At 61.9% G+C, this 20,450-nt stretch carries 18 protein-coding genes and 1 pseudogene; 8 read left to right on the top strand and 11 right to left on the bottom strand.

Features of this window, described 5'->3' with window-relative positions:
• The first annotated feature begins 32 nt into the window (after positions 1 to 32).
• From KHP07_RS06705 to KHP07_RS06695, 3 genes are all read left to right on the top strand, one after another.
• Positions 33 to 1,991, top strand: coding sequence for an acetoacetate--CoA ligase (locus tag KHP07_RS06705; RefSeq protein WP_214496832.1), 1,959 nt, complete (start codon positions 33 to 35; stop codon positions 1,989 to 1,991).
• Positions 1,992 to 2,126: 135 nt separating this feature from the next.
• Positions 2,127 to 4,622 (top strand): PAS domain-containing hybrid sensor histidine kinase/response regulator, encoded by a 2,496-nt coding sequence (locus KHP07_RS06700; protein WP_078048806.1) that lies wholly within the window; start codon positions 2,127 to 2,129, stop codon positions 4,620 to 4,622.
• Positions 4,623 to 4,665: 43 nt separating this feature from the next.
• On the top strand, positions 4,666 to 4,941 hold the full coding sequence (locus KHP07_RS06695) for a peptidylprolyl isomerase (protein ID WP_003174397.1): 276 nt from the start codon (positions 4,666 to 4,668) through the stop codon (positions 4,939 to 4,941).
• A gap of 48 nt (positions 4,942 to 4,989) precedes the next feature.
• Here the strand turns inward: KHP07_RS06695 and KHP07_RS06690 are convergent, their stop codons facing one another.
• From KHP07_RS06690 to KHP07_RS06655, 8 genes are all read right to left on the bottom strand, one after another.
• The gene (locus KHP07_RS06690) at positions 4,990 to 5,898 is read right to left on the bottom strand and encodes a sugar kinase (protein ID WP_214496831.1); all 909 of its coding nucleotides are present in this window, start codon (positions 5,896 to 5,898) and stop codon (positions 4,990 to 4,992) included.
• 117 nt (positions 5,899 to 6,015) lie between these two features.
• Positions 6,016 to 7,224 (bottom strand): amino acid deaminase, encoded by a 1,209-nt coding sequence (locus KHP07_RS06685; RefSeq protein ID WP_078048808.1) that lies wholly within the window; start codon positions 7,222 to 7,224, stop codon positions 6,016 to 6,018.
• Positions 7,225 to 7,232: 8 nt separating this feature from the next.
• The gene (locus KHP07_RS06680) at positions 7,233 to 7,997 is read right to left on the bottom strand and encodes an IclR family transcriptional regulator (protein WP_078048809.1); all 765 of its coding nucleotides are present in this window, start codon (positions 7,995 to 7,997) and stop codon (positions 7,233 to 7,235) included.
• 168 nt (positions 7,998 to 8,165) lie between these two features.
• Entirely contained in the window at positions 8,166 to 8,555 is a 390-nt protein-coding gene (locus tag KHP07_RS06675) for a RidA family protein (protein ID WP_010210958.1), read from the bottom strand.
• A gap of 16 nt (positions 8,556 to 8,571) precedes the next feature.
• Positions 8,572 to 9,354 (bottom strand): amino acid ABC transporter ATP-binding protein, encoded by a 783-nt coding sequence (locus KHP07_RS06670; RefSeq protein WP_214496830.1) that lies wholly within the window; start codon positions 9,352 to 9,354, stop codon positions 8,572 to 8,574.
• Positions 9,351 to 10,013 carry an amino acid ABC transporter permease gene (locus tag KHP07_RS06665; protein ID WP_214496829.1) on the bottom strand — a complete coding sequence of 221 codons (663 nt, stop codon included), beginning with the start codon at positions 10,011 to 10,013 and terminating at the stop codon, positions 9,351 to 9,353. Before KHP07_RS06665 ends, KHP07_RS06670 begins: the two co-directional genes overlap by 4 nt.
• 11 nt (positions 10,014 to 10,024) lie before the next feature.
• Positions 10,025 to 10,687, bottom strand: coding sequence for an amino acid ABC transporter permease (locus KHP07_RS06660; protein ID WP_078048811.1), 663 nt, complete (start codon positions 10,685 to 10,687; stop codon positions 10,025 to 10,027).
• A gap of 51 nt (positions 10,688 to 10,738) precedes the next feature.
• Positions 10,739 to 11,587, bottom strand: coding sequence for a transporter substrate-binding protein (locus KHP07_RS06655; protein ID WP_065929539.1), 849 nt, complete (start codon positions 11,585 to 11,587; stop codon positions 10,739 to 10,741).
• Between the two features lie 350 nt (positions 11,588 to 11,937).
• On the opposite strand from KHP07_RS06655, the gene KHP07_RS06650 reads away from it, so the two are divergent.
• Positions 11,938 to 12,186 carry a hypothetical protein gene (locus tag KHP07_RS06650; RefSeq protein WP_100490474.1) on the top strand — a complete coding sequence of 83 codons (249 nt, stop codon included), beginning with the start codon at positions 11,938 to 11,940 and terminating at the stop codon, positions 12,184 to 12,186.
• Positions 12,187 to 12,258: 72 nt separating this feature from the next.
• Positions 12,259 to 12,519 (top strand): annotated as a pseudogene (locus KHP07_RS29665) (thioredoxin domain-containing protein); the annotation flags it as partial.
• A 52-nt stretch (positions 12,520 to 12,571) separates the two neighbouring features.
• Here the strand turns inward: KHP07_RS29665 and KHP07_RS06640 are convergent.
• Positions 12,572 to 14,140, bottom strand: a complete 1,569-nt coding sequence (locus tag KHP07_RS06640; protein WP_100490473.1) for a TerC family protein — start codon at positions 14,138 to 14,140, stop codon at positions 12,572 to 12,574.
• A gap of 478 nt (positions 14,141 to 14,618) precedes the next feature.
• Here KHP07_RS06640 and KHP07_RS06635 point away from each other — a divergent pair, with 478 nt between their 5' ends.
• Both KHP07_RS06635 and KHP07_RS06630 read left to right on the top strand, forming a co-directional pair.
• Complete coding sequence (locus tag KHP07_RS06635) at positions 14,619 to 15,626, top strand: substrate-binding domain-containing protein (RefSeq protein ID WP_078048815.1); 1,008 nt, start codon at positions 14,619 to 14,621, stop codon at positions 15,624 to 15,626.
• A 64-nt stretch (positions 15,627 to 15,690) separates the two neighbouring features.
• On the top strand, positions 15,691 to 16,806 hold the full coding sequence (locus KHP07_RS06630) for an MDR/zinc-dependent alcohol dehydrogenase-like family protein (RefSeq protein WP_078048816.1): 1,116 nt from the start codon (positions 15,691 to 15,693) through the stop codon (positions 16,804 to 16,806).
• Here the strand turns inward: KHP07_RS06630 and KHP07_RS06625 are convergent.
• Positions 16,784 to 17,671: a LysR family transcriptional regulator gene (locus KHP07_RS06625; protein ID WP_214496828.1), complete on the bottom strand. Its 888-nt coding sequence runs from the start codon at positions 17,669 to 17,671 to the stop codon at positions 16,784 to 16,786. The two genes, KHP07_RS06630 and KHP07_RS06625, sit on opposite strands and share 23 nt — an antisense overlap.
• 150 nt (positions 17,672 to 17,821) lie before the next feature.
• Between KHP07_RS06625 and KHP07_RS06620 the strand changes: the two genes are divergently transcribed.
• On the top strand, positions 17,822 to 19,351 hold the full coding sequence (locus tag KHP07_RS06620) for an MFS transporter (protein ID WP_214496827.1): 1,530 nt from the start codon (positions 17,822 to 17,824) through the stop codon (positions 19,349 to 19,351).
• A gap of 38 nt (positions 19,352 to 19,389) precedes the next feature.
• Here the strand turns inward: KHP07_RS06620 and sohB are convergent, their stop codons facing one another.
• On the bottom strand, positions 19,390 to 20,415 hold the full coding sequence (sohB, locus tag KHP07_RS06615) for a protease SohB (RefSeq protein WP_214496826.1): 1,026 nt from the start codon (positions 20,413 to 20,415) through the stop codon (positions 19,390 to 19,392).
• Positions 20,416 to 20,450: the final 35 nt, after the last annotated feature.

The following is a 20,450-nucleotide window of genomic DNA, read 5'->3' as shown; positions in this document are numbered from 1 at the left end:
GAAGACCTAGATAAGAACAAGAGACCTTGCTGATGTCCGACATTCTGTGGCAACCCTCCCCGGAACGCATCGCGAACACGCGGATGGACCAGTTCCGCCGCTACATCAACCAACGCTACAACGTGCTGCTCAGCGACTACCCGGCTCTGCACCAGTGGAGCATCGACCAGCGCCCGGATTTCTGGCGGGCCATCGTGGCGTTCTTCGATGTGCAGTTTCGCAGCCCGCCCACCGCGGTGCTGATCGAAGACGCCGAGATGCCCAGCGCCCAGTGGTTTCCCGGCGCGACCCTGAACTTTGCCGAGCACCTGCTGCGCCGCCGCGATGATCACCCAGCCGTGGTAGCCATCAGCGAAGACGGCCAGCGCGAACAGCTGACCTACGCCGAACTCGCCGCCCATGTCGCCGGCCTGCAACACAGCTTGCGGGCGGCCGGCGTGACCCAGGGCGACCGCGTCGCGGCGTGCATGCCCAACACCTGGCAGACCCTGGTGGGCATGCTCGCCACCACCAGCCTCGGCGCGATCTGGTCGTGTTCATCGCCGGACTTCGGCACCCAGGGCGTGATCGACCGTTTCGGCCAGATCGAGCCCAAGGTGCTGATCACCTGCGCCGGGTACCGCTATGCCGGCAAAGACATCGACCAGACCGCCAAGCTCAATGAAATCCTCGAACGCCTGCCGTCCCTGGAGCAGTTGATCATCGTGCCTTACGCGCGTCCCCAGGCAAGGATCGAGGACTATCAGACCCACGCCAGCGTCTCGCTGTGGCAGGACTTCTACCAACCCGGCGGCGCGCCTGAATTCGTCGCGGTGCCATTCGATCATCCGCTCTATATCCTCTATTCCAGCGGCACCACCGGCGTGCCCAAGTGCATCATCCACGGCACCGGCGGCGTGCTGCTCACCCACCTCAAGGAACACGGCCTGCATGCCGACCTGTCCCGCGAGGACTGCTTGTTCTACTACACCACCTGCGGTTGGATGATGTGGAACTGGCTGGTGTCGGTGCTCGCCATCGGCGCCACGGCGGTGCTGTATGACGGCTCGCCGTTTCACCCCGGCCCCGAACGCTTGATCGACCTGATCGACGCGGAGCAGATCAGCGTGTTCGGCACCAGCCCCAAGTTTCTCGCCACCCTGGAAAAAGCCGGGCTGCAACCGCGCCTGAGCCATGACCTGGGTAGCCTTAAAGGGCTGATTTCGACGGGCTCGCCGCTGTCGCCCCAGAGCTACGACTACGTGTACCGGGAGATCAAGGCCGAGCTGTGCCTGTCGTCGATGTCGGGCGGCACCGATATCGTTTCCTGCTTTGTGATCGGCAACCCGGTGTTGCCGGTACGGCGCGGCGAAATGCAGTGCAAGAGCCTGGCGATGGCCATTGAAGTGTGGGACGACCAAGGCCAACCCCTGGTCGGCGAAAAAGGCGAACTGGTGTGCACCCGGCACTTCCCGGCCATGCCCATTGGCCTGTGGAACGACCCGGACCGCCAGAAGCTGCGCGCCTCCTACTTCAGCCAGTTTCCCGGCGTGTGGGCCCAGGGTGACTACGCCGAGCAACGCCCCAACGGCAGCCTGCTGATTCACGGGCGCTCCGACGCGGTGCTCAACCCCGGTGGCGTGCGCATCGGCACGGCAGAGATTTATCGCCAGGTGGAAAAAATCCCACAGGTGCAAGAGAGCCTGGCGATCGGCCAACGCTGGCAGGACGACGTGCGGGTGGTGCTGTTTGTCCGCCTCAACGACGGCGTCGAACTGGACGCCGCCCTCGAACAGCAGATCCGCCAGGTGATCCGCGCCAACACCACGCCCCGCCACGTACCGGCAAAGATCCTCGCTGTCAGCGATATCCCCCGCACCATCAGCGGCAAGATCGTGGAATTGGCGGTACGCAACGTGGTGCACGGCGAGCCGGTGAAGAACACCGACGCCCTGGCCAACCCGCAAGCCTTGGAACAATTTCGCGACCGCCCTGAACTGACGGATGGATGAAAGGTTTCAGCCCTGGCGTACTGATTTGAGGACAAACCCCCAATGCATGCTATTTTTCGGGGGTAGTCACCCATTCCCGACTCGCGGGATAATGGGTGTTGTCATCTTTCAAAGCGTTACGCTCAGGGCTTTTACATGAAGGGAACATCCACCGGTAGCGACGCCGCTGCATTGATAGCGCGGCTGGACTGGGCGCAAAGCCCCCTCGGTGAGGCCAATGACTGGCCGCAAAGCCTACGCACCGCCGTGGATATCGTCGTGCACTCGCCGATGCCAATGCTCCTGCTGTGGGGCAACCAGCTCACGCAACTCTACAACGACGGCTTCGCCCTGCTGGCCGGCAACAAGCACCCCGAGGCCATGGGCCAGCCGGCGCACCAGACCTGGCCGGAGCTGGAAAGCTTTACCGCGCCCATCTACGACGCCGTGCTCAGTGGCCAGGTGCGCACCTTCAGCGAGCAGCGCTTCGTGCTGCAACGCCATAATCGCGACACCGAAATCTGGCTGGACCTGACCTACAGCCCGATCCGCGATGAAAGCGGCAGCGTGGCCGGGATCCTGGTCACCGCCATTGAAACCAACGAACGCCGCAAGGCCCGGCACAACACCGAACAGCGCCTGCAGCTCGCGCTGGCCGCCACCGATGCAGTGGGCACCTGGGACTGGGACATCGGTGAAGACCGCTTTATCGCCGACGCGCATTTCGCCTACCTGCACGGTGTCGACCCCAGTGAGGCAGGCCTGTTGCCGATCAGCGACTACCTGCACGGCGTGCACCCCGAAGACCGCAGCATGGTGGCGCGCAGCATCAAGCACTGCATCACCTTTGGCACCGAGTACGCCGAGGAATACCGCCTGCTGCAAGCCGACGGCCAAGTGCGCTGGGTATTTGCGCGCGGGCGTTGCTACAAGGATCACCAAGGCCGCCCGGCGCGCTTCCTCGGCGCCGCCCTGGACCTGACCGAACGCAAGCACACCGAACAGGCGCTGCGCCAAAGCCAGACCGAGCTGCAACTGATCATCAACGCCATGCCGGTGCTGATCGGCTATGTCGACCATGAACAGCGGTTCCGCCTGAACAACAGCGCCTACCTGGAGTGGTACGGCATGACGCCCCAGGAGCTGTACGGCAAGACCATCCGCGAAGTGCTCGGCGACGAGGTGTATGCCGGGCGCGCCGACAAGATCGCGGCCGCGCTCAAGGGCAAGGCCTGCAGCTTCATGACCGTCACCCCGCACCGGGACGGCCGGCCACGGCATGCCTTGATGAAGTACCTGCCGCGCTTCAGCAATGACGGCTCGGTGAATGGCTTCTACATTTTTGTGATCGATGAGACCGAACGCAAACTCACCGAAGAGGCCCTGCGCCACCTCAACGAAAACCTTGAGGAACGCGTGTCCCAGCGCACCCAGGCACTCGCCGAGGCCAACCAGCGCCTGCAGAACGAAATGTTCGAGCGCGAGCGCGCCGAAGACGCGCTGCGCCATGCGCAGAAGATGGAAGCGGTGGGCCAGCTCACCGGCGGCATCGCCCATGACTTCAACAATATGCTCACCGGCATCATCGGCAGCCTCGACCTGATGCAGCGCTATATCGCCGCCGGGCGCAGCGATGACATCGGCCGCTTTGCCGACGCCGCAGTGTCCTCCGCCCACCGCGCCGCTGCCCTCACCCACCGGCTGCTAGCGTTCTCGCGGCGGCAGTCGCTGGACCGGCGCCCGACCGACCCCAACCAATTGGTGGCGTCGCTGGAAGACCTGTTCCGCCGCACCAAGGGCGCGCACATCACGCTCAAGGTGCAACTGGGCAACGATATCTGGCCGGTGAACACCGACGCCAGCCAGCTCGAAAATGCCCTGCTCAACCTGGTGATCAACGCCCGCGACGCCATGCCCGATGGCGGCGAATTGCTGATCGAAACCGCCAACAGCTACCTGGACGGCACCGACATCACCACCCTGGAACCGGTCAAGGCCGGCGACTACGTGATGCTCGGCGTGTGCGACAACGGCACCGGCATGGCGCCGAAAATCCTCGCCAAGGCCTTCGACCCGTTCTTCACCACCAAGCCCATCGGCCAGGGCACCGGCCTGGGTCTGTCGATGATCTACGGGTTTGCCCAGCAATCGGGCGGCCATGTGACCATCCAGAGCGAGCCGGGCCAGGGCACCTGCGTGCGCCTGTACCTGCCGCGCCTGCATGGCACGTCGCTGGAAAGCACCCTGGCGCCGCACTCGGCCGAGGCGCCCCTGGCGCTGGCGGGTGAGGCTGTGGTGGTGGTCGAGGACGACCCGGCGGTGCGCATGCTGGTGGTCAATGTCCTCGACGAACTGGGCTACACCGCGCACCAGGCAGCGGATGCCCGCGCGGCCTTGCCGCTGCTGGAGTCGGACCTGCGCGTGGACTTGCTGGTCACCGATGTCGGCCTGCCGGGCATGAATGGCCGGCAATTGGCGGAGATCGCCCGCCAGCATCGCCCGGGCCTGCGCGTGTTGTTCATGACCGGCTACGCCGAAAAGGCCGCCGAGCGCCAGGGCTTCCTGGAGGATGGCATGGACATGGTTGCCAAGCCGTTTTCCATCGACCTGCTGGCGACCAAAATCCGCAGCATGATCAGCGTCGACCCATGAGTTCAGGCATAATCGCGCGCCGTCGCACACCTGGTAGAGATCAATGAAAGCCCAAGCCCGTCATATCCTGGTGAAAACCAGCGAAGAAGCCGAACAACTCAAGCAGCGCATTGCCAAGGGCGAAGCCTTTGATGTGCTGGCCAAGAAGTACTCCACATGCCCGTCCGGCAAGCGCGGCGGCGATCTGGGTGAAGTGCGGCCAGGGCAGATGGTGGGGGCAATTGATGCGGTGATCTTCAAGAAGCCGGTGAAAGTGGTGCACGGGCCGATCAAGAGCAAGTTCGGGTATCACTTGGTGCAAGTGTTCTACCGCGATTGATCAACACCCCCTGTAGGCGCCGGCTTGCCGGCGCCTACAGGGGCGGTGTCAGGCTCGGGGGATGAGTGCGCCAGGCACCTGGATGACCCGGCTTGCCAACCGATGCCCGGCCAATGCCGCCTGCTGCGGCGAGCCGCCCTTGAGCCGACTGGCCAGATACGCCGCACTGAACGAATCCCCCGCCGCCGTGGTGTCTACCACGTTCTCGACCTTCAGCGCCGGCACGTCAAAGCGCTTGTCGTTGCAGCGGATCAGGCAGTCATCGGCCCCCCGCTTGAGCACCACTTCGTCAATGGCCGGATACGCCGCGAACACCTGCTCGCTGTCGGCATACCCAAACAACGCACGCTCGTCATCCTCGGTGAGCAAGGCGATATCCACCTCGGCCAACACCGTGCGATACGCGGCACGCGCTGCCTCGACACTGGCCCACAGGCGCGGCCGATAGTTGTTGTCGAACACCACCTTGCCGCCTCGTCGACGGGTTTCGATCAGGGTTTGCAGTAAGCGCCCACGGCCAATCTCGCCCAGCACTGCCAGGGTAATACCGCTGAAGTACACCACGTTGTAGTCCGGCAAGGCGGCCAGGATCGGTTCAGCAGCAGGCGTGGTGAAGCAGTCGCGCACGGCGGCTTCGTTGCGCCAGTACAGGAATTTGCGCTCGCCCTTGGCGTCGGTCTGGATGCAATACAAGCCCGGCAAACGTCCGGCCAGGCGCTGGACCATGCCCAGGCCCAGGCCTTCTTCTGTCCATTGCTGGCACATGGCGTCGCTGAAACTGTCGTCGCCCAGGGCGGTGACGTAGTCGACGCTGCCGGTGTCGCCCAGTTCGCGGCGCAGGTACACCGCCGCGTTCAGGGTGTCGCCGCCGAAGCTCTGGTGCAGGCTGCCGTCGGCGCGGTGTTGCAGTTCGATCATGCATTCGCCGATGAGGGCGATGCGGGGTTGGGTGGTCATGGCGGGTTCTCGGGTGGGGCTGATGGCCCCTTCGCGAGCAAGCCCGCTCCCACATTTGGATCTGTGAATACATTCAAAATGTGGGAGCGGGCTTGCTCGCGAAGGGAGCGACTGGGTCTAGAAGCAGGTATGCAGGCTCTCAACCACCTGCAACTGCTCATCCACCAGGCAACCAACCTGCCATTTATCGAAGGTCAGGCATGGGTGGGAAGTGCCGAACGAAATGATGTCGCCAATGCGCAGCTCAACCCCCGGCGCCACGGTCATGAACGCGTGTTGGTCCATCACGGCGGTGACCTTGCACGCGCCCACGTCATCGCCTTCTGCCGGCACCATACCGGCCTTGTAACGTTTGAGTGGCACCGGCAGGCCAGCGTCGTAGGCCACGTCGCGCTTGCCCAGGGCGATCACCGCAAAACCCGGCTCGGGCAACGATTGCACGTGGGCCCAGACTTCCAGGGCTGGGCGCAGGCCTTCGCTGAGGTCGCTGCGGCGGTCGAGCACGCAGCATTGCGCTTCTTTGTAGATACCATGGTCATGGGCCACGTAGCTGCCGGGGCGCAGCACGCTGAGGAAGCGACCGGCAGCATTTTGTGCTTCGAACGACTCGGCGATCAGGTCGTACCAGGCCGAGCCCGAGGCGGTAACGATGGGCTTGGGCAGGTCGAAAGAGCCGTTGTTCTGCAGGTCCACCGCCAGGCGCACCAGGCTGGCGGCGAAGTCGCGAATGCCGCTGATGGCGTGTTCACCGTGGATCACGCCTTCATAGCCTTCGATACCGGTGAGGGCCAGGGCCGGCTGGGCCTTGATCGCCTTGGCCAGCTCGCGCACTTCCTGCTCGCTGCGGCACCCGCAACGGCCACCGACCACACCGTATTCGATCATCACGTTCAGGCGCAGGCCACGAGCGGCGAAGAACAGGCCCAGGTCGGCGACGTTATCCGGGTGATCGACCATGCAGTGGAAGTCGAAATCCTTGTCGGCCAGCAGGTCAGCGATCAGCGCCATGTTCGGCGCGCCCACCAACTGGTTGGCCATCAACACACGGCGCACACCACCGGCGTAGGCGGCGCGGGTCTGCACCGCGTTGGCCAGGGTGATGCCCCAGGCGCCCTGGGCGATCTGGCGCTGGAACAGCGCCGGCATCATGCTGGTCTTGCCGTGGGGCGCCAGTTCGGCGCCGCTCTTGCTGACAAAGTCCTGCATCCACCGGATGTTGTGTTCCAAAGCGTCGCGGTGCAGCACCAGGGCCGGCAGGCTGACGTCGCGGACCAGGTGGGCACCGACAGCGGCGGCGCCTTTTTCAACGGCGTTGAGGGCAGACATGGAAACTCCTATTCGTTAATGCGCCGGGCCAGGTTGTTGGCGCTTTCGATCAATACCCGGCGATAGTCGTTGTAGTTTTTGATCGCATCGGCGCGCGGCGCCACGATGCACAGGGTCGCAATGCTGATGCCTTGCGCGTCCCGCACCGGGGCGGCAAAGCAATGGGTAAAGGTGTCGGCCACACTGTCGAAGGAGAAGAAACCATCAAGGGTGGCCTGGCGGATTTGCGCCAGGAAGGTGTCCAGCGCCAGGCGCTGGCCGTCCGGCAGGATGAAGTCATCGTGGTCGATCAGGTCGACGATCTGCTGGTCGCTCAAATGCCCCAGCAACAGACGCCCGGAAGCCGTCCACGGGATTGGCGCGTTTTCGCCGATGTCCGAGGAAATGCGGAAATGCCGCTCGCCCTCGCGCATCAGCGCCACCGTGTATTTGCGCCCGTTGAGCAGGCACATCTGCGCGGTTTCGTGAGTCTGGCTGACGATCTCCTGCAAGGCGTGGTCGGCCTCGCGGGTCAGGTCGAAATGGCGCAGGTGCGCCTGGCCCAGGAAGTACAGCTGGCGGCCGAGGTAGACGTGACCGTCCTTGCCCACCGTCTCCAGGATGCGCCGCTCAAGCAGCGACGCAACCAGTTCGTAGACGGTGGACTTGGGGCTGCCGATGCCGCTGGCAATATCATTCGGGCGCAGGGGCTGGCCGATTTCCTTGAGGAAATCGAGGATATCGAATGCACGGTCCAGGCCTTTGGCGCGGCGTTTGATGGTGTCTTCGGTCATGGCAGTTTTCGGTCCGGTGATAGTGGTAATGCTGCACAGTGAACCCCTGTGGGAGCGGGCTTGCCCGCGATGGCGGTGGTTCAGTCACACATGGGTTGCCTGACACTCCGTCATCGCAGGCAAGCCAGCTCTCACATTGGATTTGCTGTGGTCTTAAGATCGCAGCATTTAGCCTTTTTTCTTGTACGCCACGCAATCGATCTCCACCTTGCAATCAACCATCATGTTGGCCTGCACACAGGCGCGCGCCGGGGCGTGTTCCGGGGTGAAGTATTCGCCGAACACCTTGTTGAAGCTCCAGAAGTCACGCGGGTCTTCCAACCATACACCGACGCGCACCACGTCTTTGAGCTCGTAGCCGGCCTCTTCGAGGATCGCCACTACGTTGCGCATGGTCTGCCGGGTTTGCTCGATGATCCCGCCGGTGATGATTTCGCCGTCCACCGCAGGCACTTGGCCTGAGACGTACAGCCAACCGTCCGCTTCCACGGCGCGGGCGAAAGGACGAGGCTGGCCGCCACCGGCAGTGCTGCCGGCACCGTAACGAGTGATGCTCATAAAAATATGCTCCTGATTAAAAACGAATGTTCTTGAGAAATTCCGCCAGGCGCGGCGATTGCGGGCGTTCGAAGATGTCCTTCGACGTGCCCTGCTCTTCAATGCGGCCCTGGTTCATGAAAACGATCTTGTCCGAGACTTCATAGGCAAAACGCATTTCGTGGGTGACCAGCAACATGGTCATGCCCTCCTCCGCCAGGCCCTTGATCACGCTGAGCACTTCGCCCACCAGCTCCGGGTCGAGGGCCGAGGTGACTTCGTCGAACAGCATCAGGCTGGGGTTCATGGCAATCGCACGGGCAATCGCGACGCGCTGTTGCTGGCCGCCGGACAGCTGGCCGGGAAAGTGATTGCGACGCTCCAGCAACCCGACGCGGTCCAGCCACTTTTCCGCCAGGGCGACGGCCTCGTCCCTGCCCATCTTCTTGACCTTGAGCAGGCCGAGGGTGACGTTCTGCAACGCGGTCAAATGTGGGAACAGGTTGAACTGCTGGAACGCCATGCCGGTCATGGCGCGGTGCTGGGCAATCACCCGCTCGGGGTGACGCACGCGCTTGCCAGCGATTTCGCTGTAGCCGATGGACTCGCCATCCAGGGTGATCTGCCCGCCCTGGAATTCTTCCAGCAGGTTGACGCAGCGCAACAGCGTGGTCTTGCCCGAGCCGCTGGAGCCGATCAAGGTCACCACGTTGCCGCGCTGCATGGACAGGTCGACGCCCTTGAGCACTTCCACCTGGCCGTATTGTTTGCGAAGGCCGCGAATATTCAGCAGCGGTGGGTTGGTTTGAGGTTGGTTCATGGCAAGGCCACCCGCTTTTCAATGTAGCGCCCGAATAACTCGATGGCGTAGTTGATGACAAAGAACAGAAACCCGGCGAACAGGTAGAACTCCAGGGTCATGAAGGTGCGCGCGATCACTTGCTGGGTGCTCAACAGCAACTCGGCCACGCCGATCACCGAGAGCAAGGTCGAGGCCTTGACGATTTCCGTGGAGGAATTGACCCAGGTCGGCAGGATCTGGCGCAGCGCCTGGGGCAGCAGCACGTAGCCCAGGGACTGATAGAACGTCAGGCCGATCGCCTTGCCCGCTTCCAGTTGCCCACGGGGAATGGCCTGCAGCGCACCGCGCACGATCTCCGACACGTGAGAGCCGCAGAACAGCGTCAGCCCGACCGCGCCGGCCTGGAATGCGGTGATCTGCCAACCGAGCGCCGGCAGCATGTAGAAACACGCCAGCACCAGCACAAACACCGGCGTACCGCGGATCAGGTCGACGTACAACCGGAACGGCGCACGCATCCAGAACTTGCCGTAGGTGAGGATCAACCCGGCGACGATGCCGATCAGGGTGCCAAAGATAATCGCCAGCGCTGACACATAAACGCTGGCTTGAAAGCCCGCCCAGAGGGTATCCCGGACGATCCACAACTCATGCAACCAGCTGGGGGATTCGTACATGGAAACCTTCCTTAACGACGGATCGCCAGACGCTGTTCCAGGTAACGGAGCAGCATGGCAATGAGGTAACAGGCGGCCACGTAGAGCGCGGTCGTGACCAGCCAGGTTTCAATCACCCGGTAGCTTTCGACGTTGATCTTGCGGGCGTAGTAGGTCAGCTCCGGCACCGCGATGGCCGCGGCGAGCGAGGTGTCCTTGAACAGCGAAATGAAGTTGTTCGAGAGCGCGGGCAACACGTTGCGCAACATCACCGGCACGGTGATATACGCACGGATACGCCACTCGCCCAAACCGATCGCCAACCCGGCTTCACGCAAGCCCTTGGGAATGTTCAACAGCCCGGCGCGGAATACTTCGGTCAGGTAGGCACCGGCGTACAACGACAAGGTGATGATGAACGACGGGATCTTGTCCAGGCGGATACCCAGGCTGGGCAAGGCGAAGTAGATCAACAGGATCAACACGAGGATCGGCGTATTGCGCACCACCGTCACGTACACCGAAGCCAGCACGCGCAATGCCTTGTGTTTCGACAGCATGGCAAATGCCATCATCAAACCGATTACGCAGCCAATCGCAATCGACAGCAGCGCCAGCTCAAGGCCCAGGCCGAGCCCCGCCAGCAAGCTGGGGAAGTCGCGCCACACGGCGGCAAAGTTCAACTGATAGTTCATGGTCAGCAGTACCTGATTGGGGCGCCGTCAACGACGCCCCAGGTTTTCGATTTACTTGAACTCAACCGGGAAGCCGATCGCAGGTTCCGGCAGGTCCACACCGAACCATTGTTTGAACGAGGCCTTGTAGGTCGGGAACTCCACACCGGTCATGGCTTCATGCAGCGCGGTGTTGACGAAGTTCAGCCAGTCCTGGTCGCCACGCTTGACGGCGCACGCGTAGGTTTGCGGGCTCCAGGCGTAAGTCGGGCTGCGGTAGCGGCCTGGGTTCTGCACCATCAGGTACTTGACCGAGGACTGGTCGGTGGCGGCGGCATCGGCGCGACCGGAGTTCACGGCCTGGTACATCAGGTCGACGCTGTCGTACTGGTCGACCTTGGCCTTAGGCAAGGCCTGGTGCACCAGCTCTTCGGCGTAGACGTTCTGCAGCACGGCCACGGTAACGCCGTCGCCGGCAGCCTGCAGGTCTTCGATTTCTTTGTACTTGCTGTTGTTCGGCAGCAGCAGGCCCACGCCTTCGCGGTAGTACGGCAGGGTGAAGGCCACTTGCTGCGCACGGCTGGCGGTGACGGTGATGAACTGGCAACTCATGTCGACCTTGTCGGTCAGCAGGTTGGGAATTCGCGCATCAGACGACTGCACCACAAACTCAACCTTGCTCGGGTCGTTGAACAATCCTTTGGCCACGATACGGCCGATGTCGATATCAAACCCCTGCAACTTGCCATCCGCTCCCTGGAAGTGCCACGGCGCATTGGTACTGCCTGTACCCACGATCAGGTGCCCACGCTTGAGCACATCATCGAGCTTGCTGTCCGCCGCGTGCACTACGCTTGCGAGGGAAGCCGATGCGGCGAAGAGAAAAACACACGCTTTAAACACGGAAGGTCGGTGATGCATGACAAGCACTCCAGGAGTTGTGTATTCCGCTATACCGGAACTTAGTATGTAACAACGGAATAGACAGCAGAAAGTGTGCCACACGCAGTAACAGAAAAACATGCAGGGAATAAAATCGTTTGAAATCAGCCGGATAGATATGAGTGATAGATGAGGCGTTGCGCCATTACCTGAAATCGATTTGCTACCCAAGGCCCCACAGGGCGGTGACAGGCCCCCATTGCACGCCCTACAACGGTGTTACTGCGCACTGTTGCGGTGCGACAGCCACGTGGAAAAAACGCGATGCTGGGCTAGCCTCAATCTGAATTTTACGCGTTACCTGTCGGAGCCATGAGGGAAGTGATTTGATGAAGTTCAGCGTTACCCTGTTAGTGTTTTCCCTTCTGATGGCCGGGAATGCCTCGGCCAGCAATGATCGCCGCGCCTGCAAGGAAGAACTGCGCAAGCTCAATGAGGCCTTGAGCACCAACTACACCAGCCAGAACCACCACGGCTATCGCCAGGCGAAAGCCTCCAGGGACAATCTGGAATACAAGAAGTGCGCAAGCCAGGCGCGCAAGGCACGGGAACGGGTGGAGCGTAATGGCGACCTGTGAAGGTTGACAGTAGACGAAGGGGATATCCCAGCCTAGCGTTGGCAACACACCGCCGCCGACAGGGAGATCACCATGGGGATTGCCAAAGACGTCATTGCCAGCAATGCAGACTATAAGTCAGTGCTGGCAGCGCACCCAATCGTATTCATGCTGTTTGTTTCGCAAACGTGCCCAGCGTGCGCAAGCGCTGTGGAGCTGTTTGAACCCATCGCCGAAAGCTACGAACCGACAGTGAAAAGCCTGGTGCTCGATACGGCCAAGACCCCCAGGCTCGAACAGGTTACCGGTACGCCCACGCTGGTGGTGCACGTCAATGGCAACATCAAGAAAATACTGAAAGGGTTTGGCCCCTGGGAAACCCAGGAGCGAACACTCAAGGACCTATTCAGTCTCTATGCGCAGCAGCAGGCGCCAGGCAAACCTGCGTCACCCGGCGCTCCTCCACCGCCGCCACCGTCAGGCGCCAGCCCTCATGCTCCAGGCTATCGCCCACCACTGGGAGGCGGTCGAGCAGGCTCATCACCAGGCCGGCGAGCGTCTGGTAATCCTCGGTCGCAACAGCCTTGAAACCGGTGCGCTGGCGAATCTGCGTGAGGTTCAAGGCGCCATTGGCGCGGAAGCCATCGCCCTCTTCGACGATATCCGGCCCCTCGATTTCGCTCGCGTCCGGCAACTCGCCGGCGATGGATTCAAGAATGTCGGTCATGCTCAACACCCCCATGAAGTCACCGAATTCGTTGATCACGAACGCAATGTGGGTCGACTCCTGGCGCATCTGCTCCAAGGCATTGAGGATCGAAAAACTCTCCAGCAGGTTAATTGCGCGGCGTGCCAGGTGCTCCAGGTTCGGCTCGTTGCCGGCCAGGTATTCCTTGAGCAATTCCTTCTTGTGCACGAAGCCCAGGGGCTCATCGACTGCACCGTCGCGGATCAACGGCAGCCGCGAATAGGACGAGTGCATCAGTTTCAGGCGAATACTGTCGGGATCGTCCGCCAGATCGATGCAGTCCACCTTGGCCCGCGGCGTCATCAGCGTGCGGATCGGCCGTTCGGCCAGTTGCAGCACACCGCTGATCATCACGCGTTCACGTCGATCGAACAGCGGGCCCTGTGCCGCATCCGGTTCACCCAGCAGATCGGCGACGTCTTCGCCCACTTCTTCCACTGCCAGGCTGCGGCCGCCAAGCAAACGCATCACCGCGTGGGCGGTACGCTCACGCACTGGCAACACGCCTTGCGCCGACTTCTTGCGACGTGAACGGGCGATCTGGTTGAACACTTCGATCAGGATCGAGAAACCAATGGCCGCGTACAGGTAACCCTTTGGAATATGGAAGCCCAGGCCTTCGGCGGTCAAGGCGAAACCGATCATCATCAAGAAACCCAGGCACAGCATGATCACGGTCGGGTGGGCATTGACGAAGCGGGTCAGCGGCTTGCTCGCCACGATCATCAGGCCGATGGACACGATCACCGCGATCATCATCACCGCCAGCTCATCGACCATGCCCACGGCGGTGATCACCGCGTCGAGGGAAAACACCGCGTCAAGCACCACGATCTGCGCCACGATCGGCCAGAACATCGCGTAGGCCACATTGCCCGTGCGCTGGGCCACATGCCCTTCGAGGCGCTCATGCAATTCCATGGTGGCCTTGAACAGCAGGAACACACCACCAAACAGCATGATCAGGTCACGACCGGAGAAACTCTTGTCGAACACCTCGAACAGCGGCTGGGTGAGGGTCACCAGCCAGGAAATACTCGCCAACAGGCCCAGGCGCATCAGCAACGCCAGGGACAGGCCAATCAAGCGCGCACGGTCACGCTGTTCCGGCGGCAGCTTGTCCGCCAGGATCGCGATAAACACCAGGTTGTCGATACCCAGTACCAGTTCCAACACAATCAAGGTCAACAGGCCGAGCCAGGCCGTTGGATCCGCTAACCATTCCATTTATAGAGTCTCTTGGGTCGATGTTCAGAATGCCGGACACGGCGAGGCGCGGTCAGTGGACCGGGACAAGGCTGGCAGTCGGAATACGGGGTGCTTCAAAGGGAACAGCGGCAGCGGATGTCTTGGGGAAAGACGACTGGGAGGCTCCGAGAGGGTGTTCATGCAAATCCTGAAATGACAAAAGGACTTGAATCGTACAGTCGAAACGGAAATCTCCCACAACGCAAAACTATTACAAGATCTGTAAAACACGCTCGGCAAATACGATCATATGATCACCCAATGAACTTTATATCATGAAAAACCCATCAAGAGCCGTGCCACCCATGCCGAAAATATCGCTGAAACACCCAAAAAACGCCTATTTCTGAGTTTTTCGCGAAAGCATTTGACCGATCAGATTTTCATTTGATAAACATATGATCAGCACAAGGCAATGAATGAACGACTGACTACAACAATAAATGGGGTGCTCATCATGAAACTTGCTACGACCTTCGCCGCCGCTGCGGCCCTCTCCCTCCTCGCCAGCAGCATCGCCCTGGCCGCCGACGGCAAGACCTACAAAGTCGGTGCCGCGGTCTATGGCCTCAAGGGCCAATTCATGCAGAACTGGGTGCGCGAGCTCAAGGAGCACCCCGCCGTGAAGGACGGCACCGTGCAGCTGACCGTGTTCGACGGCAACTACGACGCACTGACCCAGAACAACCAGATCGAAAACATGGTGACGCAGCACTACGACGCCATCCTGTTTGTGCCCATCGACACCAAGGCCGGCGTGGGCACGGTGAAACAGGCCATGAGCAATGACGTGGTGGTGATCGCCTCCAACACCAAGGTCGCCGATGCCTCCGTACCCTACGTGGGCAACGACGACGTGGAAGGTGGGCGCCTGCAAGCCCAGGCCATGGTCGACAAGCTCAACGGCAAGGGCAATGTGGTGATCATCCAGGGCCCGATTGGCCAGTCGGCGCAGATCGACCGAGAAAAAGGCGAGCTGGAAGTGCTGGGCAAGCACCCGGACATCAAGATCATCGAGAAAAAGACTGCCAACTGGGACCGCGCCCAAGCCTTGGCGCTCACCGAAGACTGGCTGAACGCCCACCCCAAAGGCATCAACGGTGTCATCGCGCAGAACGACGACATGGCCCTCGGCGCGGTACAGGCGCTGAAATCCCACGGCCTGACCTCCAAGGACGTGCCGGTCACGTCCATCGACGGTATGCCGGATGCAATCCAGGCCGCCAAGAAAGACGAAGTGACCACCTTCCTGCAGGATGCGCAGGCCCAGTCCCAAGGTGCGCTGGACGTGGCCCTGCGCGCCCTGGCCGGCAGCGACTACAAACCTCGCTCGGTGATTTGGGAGCGGTATGCCAAGGACGTGAAATGGGGGGACGGCAGCGCGAAGAACTACATCCTGCCGTGGGTGCCCGTGACCAACGCCAACGCCGATGCGCTGTACAAGCAAGTCAGCGGCGCCAAGTAACCCGTCGTCGGTTGATCGCTCCTCATGCGGGAGCGATCCGTTCATCTTTGTTGTGAGGCCTGCCATGTCCACTGTCACCGAACGCCCGCAAGACCAGCTGCTGCCCGTCATCCCGAAAACCATGCAGGCCGTGGTCTGCCATGGCCCGGAAGACTACCGACTGGAAACCGTCGATGTACCCACTCCCGGCCCCGAAGAAATCCTCACCAAGGTCGAGCTGTGCGGGATCTGCATGGGCGACATCAAGACGTATCGCGGCGCCCCCTCGTTCTGGGGCGATGCCGAGCAGCCACGCTATGTGAAACCACCGATGATCCCCGGCCATGAGTTCGTGTGCCGCGTGGTCGCCCTGGGACCTGGCGCGGAAAAACGCGGCGTGAAGGTCGGCGACCGGGTCATTTCCGAGCAGATCGTGCCGTGCTGGGGCTGCCGCTTTTGCAACCACGGCCAGTACTGGATGTGCCAGAAACACGACCTGTATGGCTTCCAGAACAATGTGCAGGGCGCCATGGCCCAATACATGATCTTCACCAAGGAAGGCATCATCCATAAAGTGCCGGACTCCATCGCCCCGGACGAAGCCATCCTGATCGAACCGCTGGCCTGCTCGCTGCACGCCGCCGAGCGCGCCAATGTGGACTTTGACGACGTGGTGGTGGTCGCCGGTGCCGGCACCCTGGGCCTGGGCATCATCGGCGCAGTACGCATGCGCAACCCGAAGAAACTCATCGTGCTGGACATGAAGCCCGAGCGCAGCGCCCTCGCCCTGCGCATGGGCGCCGACGAAGTATGGAACCCGGCCGAAGTCGACGTGCTGGCGAAGATCCGCGAAATCACCGATGGCTACGGCTGCGACATCTACATCGAAGCCACCGGCCATCACAAAGCCGTCAACCAAGGCCTGGCGATGCTGCGCAAGCTGGGGCGGTTCGTCGAGTTCAGCGTGTTCAATGACGAAGCCACGGTGGATTGGTCGATCATTGGCGACCGCAAGGAGCTGGATGTGCTCGGCTCGCACCTGGGACCCTATATGTATCCGCGCGCCATCGACTTTATCGGCAACCGCAAGATCGATATGCGCGACGTGGTCACCCACAAGTTCGCCCTGGCGGATTTCAAGGAAGCGTTCGCGGTGATGGAGCGTGGCGACAAATCCCTCAAGGTTGTGCTTGAGCCCTGACCTGCTGCCTGACCTGCTGGATGTACCGCGCGACTGCCGGCGCTTTCTCGAAGCGCCGGTAGATCAACGACAGCCAGGACGACGCGTCGCTGTCCTGGATCGCACGGTACACCACCCCCGGCAAGCTCACATGCCCAACCACCGACGCCGGCACCACCGCCACGCCCTGCCCCAATGACACCAGCGCCACCACCGCCACCAATCCACCCGGCTGCGGGCCCAGGCGCGGCGCAAAACCGCCTTGGGCGGCCACGTGCAGCGTGCCGCTGATTTGCTCCGGCAGGATGAAGGTCTCGTTTTGCAGGTGCTCGCAGTTGATGGCTTTCAACCCCAACAGCCACGAATCCTGCGGCAAGGCCAGCACAAACCCTTCACTGTCCAGGCGCACCGCCTCCACTCCCTCCGGCAAGGTCATGGGTGAACGGATATAGCCGATGTCGTAGCGCCCATCCGCCACCGCACCCGGCAATGTCGCCATGGCGCACTCGCGCACGTTCACGCTGACATCGGGAAACGCCTGGCAAAAACCCTGCATCTGCCGCTGCAGCACGCCGGAATACACCGCCGACGCCACGTAGCCCAACTCGATATGGCCGATCTCCCCGCGCCCGGCGCGCTGGGCATTGCGCTGGGCACATTCAAACTGGCGCACCGTTGCCTCCGCCTCGATCAGCAGCGCGGCCCCGGCCTCGGTGAGGCTGACTTCACGCTGCTGACGGATAAACAGGCGGGTACCCAGGCTGGCCTCCATGTCCTGGATCTGCCGACTCAAGGTCGGGGGTGCAATACCCAATTGCTCGGCGGCGCGGGTGAAGCTGCGTTGGCGGGCGACGGCGAGAAAGTAGCGAAAATGGCGAATTTCCATTTAAGGATTAGCTCAAAGGTAATGAAGTTGCGGCGCCAGGCTAACAAGAACACGAGGCAGCACGCTTATGCTGGAGCGACTAGAACAGTAGAGAGCGCTTGCGATGTCCGTCAACTGCATTTTCCCTATTGCCCCTGAGGTAATACCATCATGACTCGCGTCAGCCCACGCCTTACCTTGCTGACCGCGTCCGGGGTCTGCTCGCTGATTGTGCTCGACACCAATATCGTCGCCGTCACCCTGCCGAGCATCGCCCGCGACCTCGGGGCGAACTTTGCCGATATCGAATGGGTGGTCAGCGCCTACATGCTGGCATTCGCCGCGCTGTTGCTGCCGGCCGGCAGCATTGCCGACCGGTTCGGGCGCAAGAAAACCCTGATCTGGGGGCTGGGCATTTTTATCCTGGCGTCATTGGGTTGCGGTGCTGCGCCGACTGCGCTGATCCTTGATATCGCCCGCGCCATCAAAGGCGTGGGTGCCGCGCTGTTGCTGACCTCGGCATTGGCATCCATCGGTCACACCTTCCACGATGACGTGGAGCGCGCCAAGGCCTGGGCCTTCTGGGGCGCATGCATGGGGGTGGCAATGACCGCCGCGCCGACGCTGGGTGGCCTGATCACGCAGTACCTGGGTTGGCGCTGGATCTTCTACCTCAACCTGCCGGTAGGCCTGGTGCTGATGGGCCTGGTGCTGCGCACGATTGCGGAGTCCCGCGATACCCAGTCCGCACGGCTTGATCCCTGGGGCAGCCTGGCCTTCAGCGCCAGCCTGCTGTGCTTGATCTGGGGGCTGATCGAGGCCAACCGGATCGGTTGGGATAACCCGCTGACCTATGCCCGCCTGTTGGGCGGCGCAGTGTTGCTGGGTGTGTTCGTCGGGGTTGAACGCGTGCAGCAACGGCCGATGGTCGACCTGCAATTGTTCCGGCACCCACGCTTTATCGGCGCGCTGCTGGGGATGTTTGCCTACGCCGGGTGTGCCCAGGTGATGATGACGCTGCTGCCGTTTTACCTGCAGAACGGCTTGGGGTTCTCCGCGATAGCCTCGGGCCTGGGCATGTTGCCGTTCGCCCTGACCATGCTGGTGTGTCCACGCATCGGCGCACGCCTGGCCACCCGCTTTGCCCCCGCAACGATGATGGCCACCGGGCTGACGCTGGTCGGCTGCGGCAACCTGTTGAGTGCCTGGGCGGTGAACACCGGCGGCTACCTGCCCTTCGCCCTGGCGATTGCCGTCACTGGCGCCGGTGCCGGCCTGCTCAATGGCGATACGCAGAAAAACATCATGGCCTGCGTGTCACGCGACCGCGCGGGGATGGCGTCAGGCATGAGCACGACCATGCGCTTCAGCGCGATCATGTTGGCGATTGGCGTGTACGGGGCGTTGTTGAGCAGTCACAGCGAGCAACTGCTGAGCGCGACAATCGATGCACAGTGGCAGGCACAGGTGGCGGGCATTGCTTCGCGGGTCGTGGCGGGCGATATGCCGGCAGCCATGGGCCTGTTGCCGGCGTCGGCACAGGCGGTGGTGCAGCCGCTGGCACGGCAGGCGTTTGTGGGTGGGTTCAGCGGGGTGTTGTGGGTGGCGGGGTTGTTGGGATTACTCGGCGCGCTGGTGGTCGGTACACTGATGCGCAACCCCATCCCGTCAGCGCCCGCCCTGACACCGCAAAACCTGTAGGAGCCGAGCTCCTACAGGTGATCATCTTGGGATCGGGTTTACCAGAACCGTTGCTGGGTCAACCGGCTCCACCAGGTCAGCAGCACCCGGTCCACCGAGCCACTGGCCGCCAGGCCCACGCGTTCCTGCAGGCTCTTGCGCTCGGCATAGTGCAGGTGGAACACCTCGGCGGTCTTGGCCTTGGTGGCCAGGTATTCGTCACTGGTCTGCAGATCATCGACCAGTTGCTTGTCGAGGGCTGCAACACCCAGCCACACTTCTCCGGTCGCTACATCATCGATTGCCAACTGCGGGCGATAACGGGAAACGAAGTTCTTGAACAACTGGTGAGTGATGTCCAGGTCTTCCTGGAACTTCTCGCGACCCTTCTCGGTGTTCTCGCCAAACACTGTGAGGGTGCGCTTGTACTCGCCGGCGGTCAGGACTTCGAAGTCGATATCATGCTTTTTCAGCAGGCGGTTGACGTTGGGCAGTTGCGCCACCACGCCAATCGAACCAAGGATGGCAAACGGCGCGCTGATGATCTTCTCGCCAATGCACGCCATCATGTAGCCGCCGCTGGCAGCGACCTTGTCGATACACACGGTCAGCGGCACGCCTGCCTGGCGGATACGCGCCAGTTGCGAGGACGCCAGGCCATAGCTGTGGACCATGCCGCCGCCACTTTCCAGGCGCAGCACCACTTCATCCTTCGGGGTCGCCAGGCTCAGCAGCGCGGTGATTTCGTGGCGCAGGCTTTCAGTGGCCGAGGCCTTGATGTCACCGTCGAAATCCAGCACGAACACCCGTGGCTTGGCCTCGGCTTTCTGCTTGCCCTTCTTCTTTTCAGCCTTGCCTTCGGACTTGCGTAGGGCCTTGAGTTGGTCCTTGTCGAGCAGGCTCGATTCCAGGCGCTCACGCAGGCCTTTGTAGAAGTCATTGAGCTTGCTGACCTGCAACTGGCCGGCAGATTTGCGACGACCTTTGCTGCGCAGTGCCGCGAAGCTGATCAGTACCACCAGAATAGCGACCACCAGGGTGACGGTCTTCGCCAGAAAGCTCGCGTATTCGGCCAGAAAATCCATAGTTCTCCTTACAAGTGCGGTGCGCCAGGCGCGGA

Origin of the sequence: Pseudomonas sp. VS40, assembly GCF_018587885.1 — a bacterium.
GTDB lineage: Bacteria > Pseudomonadota > Gammaproteobacteria > Pseudomonadales > Pseudomonadaceae > Aquipseudomonas > Aquipseudomonas pergaminensis.
Note: the sequence above shows the minus strand (reverse complement) of the source record. Positions and strands in the feature narration are given on the sequence as shown.

Excerpts from the sequence above, each read along its gene's own strand:
- KHP07_RS06705 (WP_214496832.1), top strand. The coding sequence starts at position 33 with ATGTCCGACATTCTGTGGCAACCCTCCCCGGAACGCATCGCGAACACG.
- KHP07_RS06700 (WP_078048806.1), top strand. The coding sequence starts at position 2,127 with ATGAAGGGAACATCCACCGGTAGCGACGCCGCTGCATTGATAGCGCGG.
- KHP07_RS06695 (WP_003174397.1), top strand. The coding sequence starts at position 4,666 with ATGAAAGCCCAAGCCCGTCATATCCTGGTGAAAACCAGCGAAGAAGCC.
- KHP07_RS06690 (WP_214496831.1), bottom strand. The coding sequence starts at position 5,898 with ATGACCACCCAACCCCGCATCGCCCTCATCGGCGAATGCATGATCGAA.
- KHP07_RS06685 (WP_078048808.1), bottom strand. The coding sequence starts at position 7,224 with ATGTCTGCCCTCAACGCCGTTGAAAAAGGCGCCGCCGCTGTCGGTGCC.
- KHP07_RS06680 (WP_078048809.1), bottom strand. The coding sequence starts at position 7,997 with ATGACCGAAGACACCATCAAACGCCGCGCCAAAGGCCTGGACCGTGCA.
- KHP07_RS06675 (WP_010210958.1), bottom strand. The coding sequence starts at position 8,555 with ATGAGCATCACTCGTTACGGTGCCGGCAGCACTGCCGGTGGCGGCCAG.
- KHP07_RS06670 (WP_214496830.1), bottom strand. The coding sequence starts at position 9,354 with ATGAACCAACCTCAAACCAACCCACCGCTGCTGAATATTCGCGGCCTT.
- KHP07_RS06665 (WP_214496829.1), bottom strand. The coding sequence starts at position 10,013 with ATGTACGAATCCCCCAGCTGGTTGCATGAGTTGTGGATCGTCCGGGAT.
- KHP07_RS06660 (WP_078048811.1), bottom strand. The coding sequence starts at position 10,687 with ATGAACTATCAGTTGAACTTTGCCGCCGTGTGGCGCGACTTCCCCAGC.
- KHP07_RS06655 (WP_065929539.1), bottom strand. The coding sequence starts at position 11,587 with ATGCATCACCGACCTTCCGTGTTTAAAGCGTGTGTTTTTCTCTTCGCC.
- KHP07_RS06650 (WP_100490474.1), top strand. The coding sequence starts at position 11,938 with ATGAAGTTCAGCGTTACCCTGTTAGTGTTTTCCCTTCTGATGGCCGGG.
- KHP07_RS06640 (WP_100490473.1), bottom strand. The coding sequence starts at position 14,140 with ATGGAATGGTTAGCGGATCCAACGGCCTGGCTCGGCCTGTTGACCTTG.
- KHP07_RS06635 (WP_078048815.1), top strand. The coding sequence starts at position 14,619 with ATGAAACTTGCTACGACCTTCGCCGCCGCTGCGGCCCTCTCCCTCCTC.
- KHP07_RS06630 (WP_078048816.1), top strand. The coding sequence starts at position 15,691 with ATGTCCACTGTCACCGAACGCCCGCAAGACCAGCTGCTGCCCGTCATC.
- KHP07_RS06625 (WP_214496828.1), bottom strand. The coding sequence starts at position 17,671 with ATGGAAATTCGCCATTTTCGCTACTTTCTCGCCGTCGCCCGCCAACGC.
- KHP07_RS06620 (WP_214496827.1), top strand. The coding sequence starts at position 17,822 with ATGACTCGCGTCAGCCCACGCCTTACCTTGCTGACCGCGTCCGGGGTC.
- sohB (WP_214496826.1), bottom strand. The coding sequence starts at position 20,415 with ATGGATTTTCTGGCCGAATACGCGAGCTTTCTGGCGAAGACCGTCACC.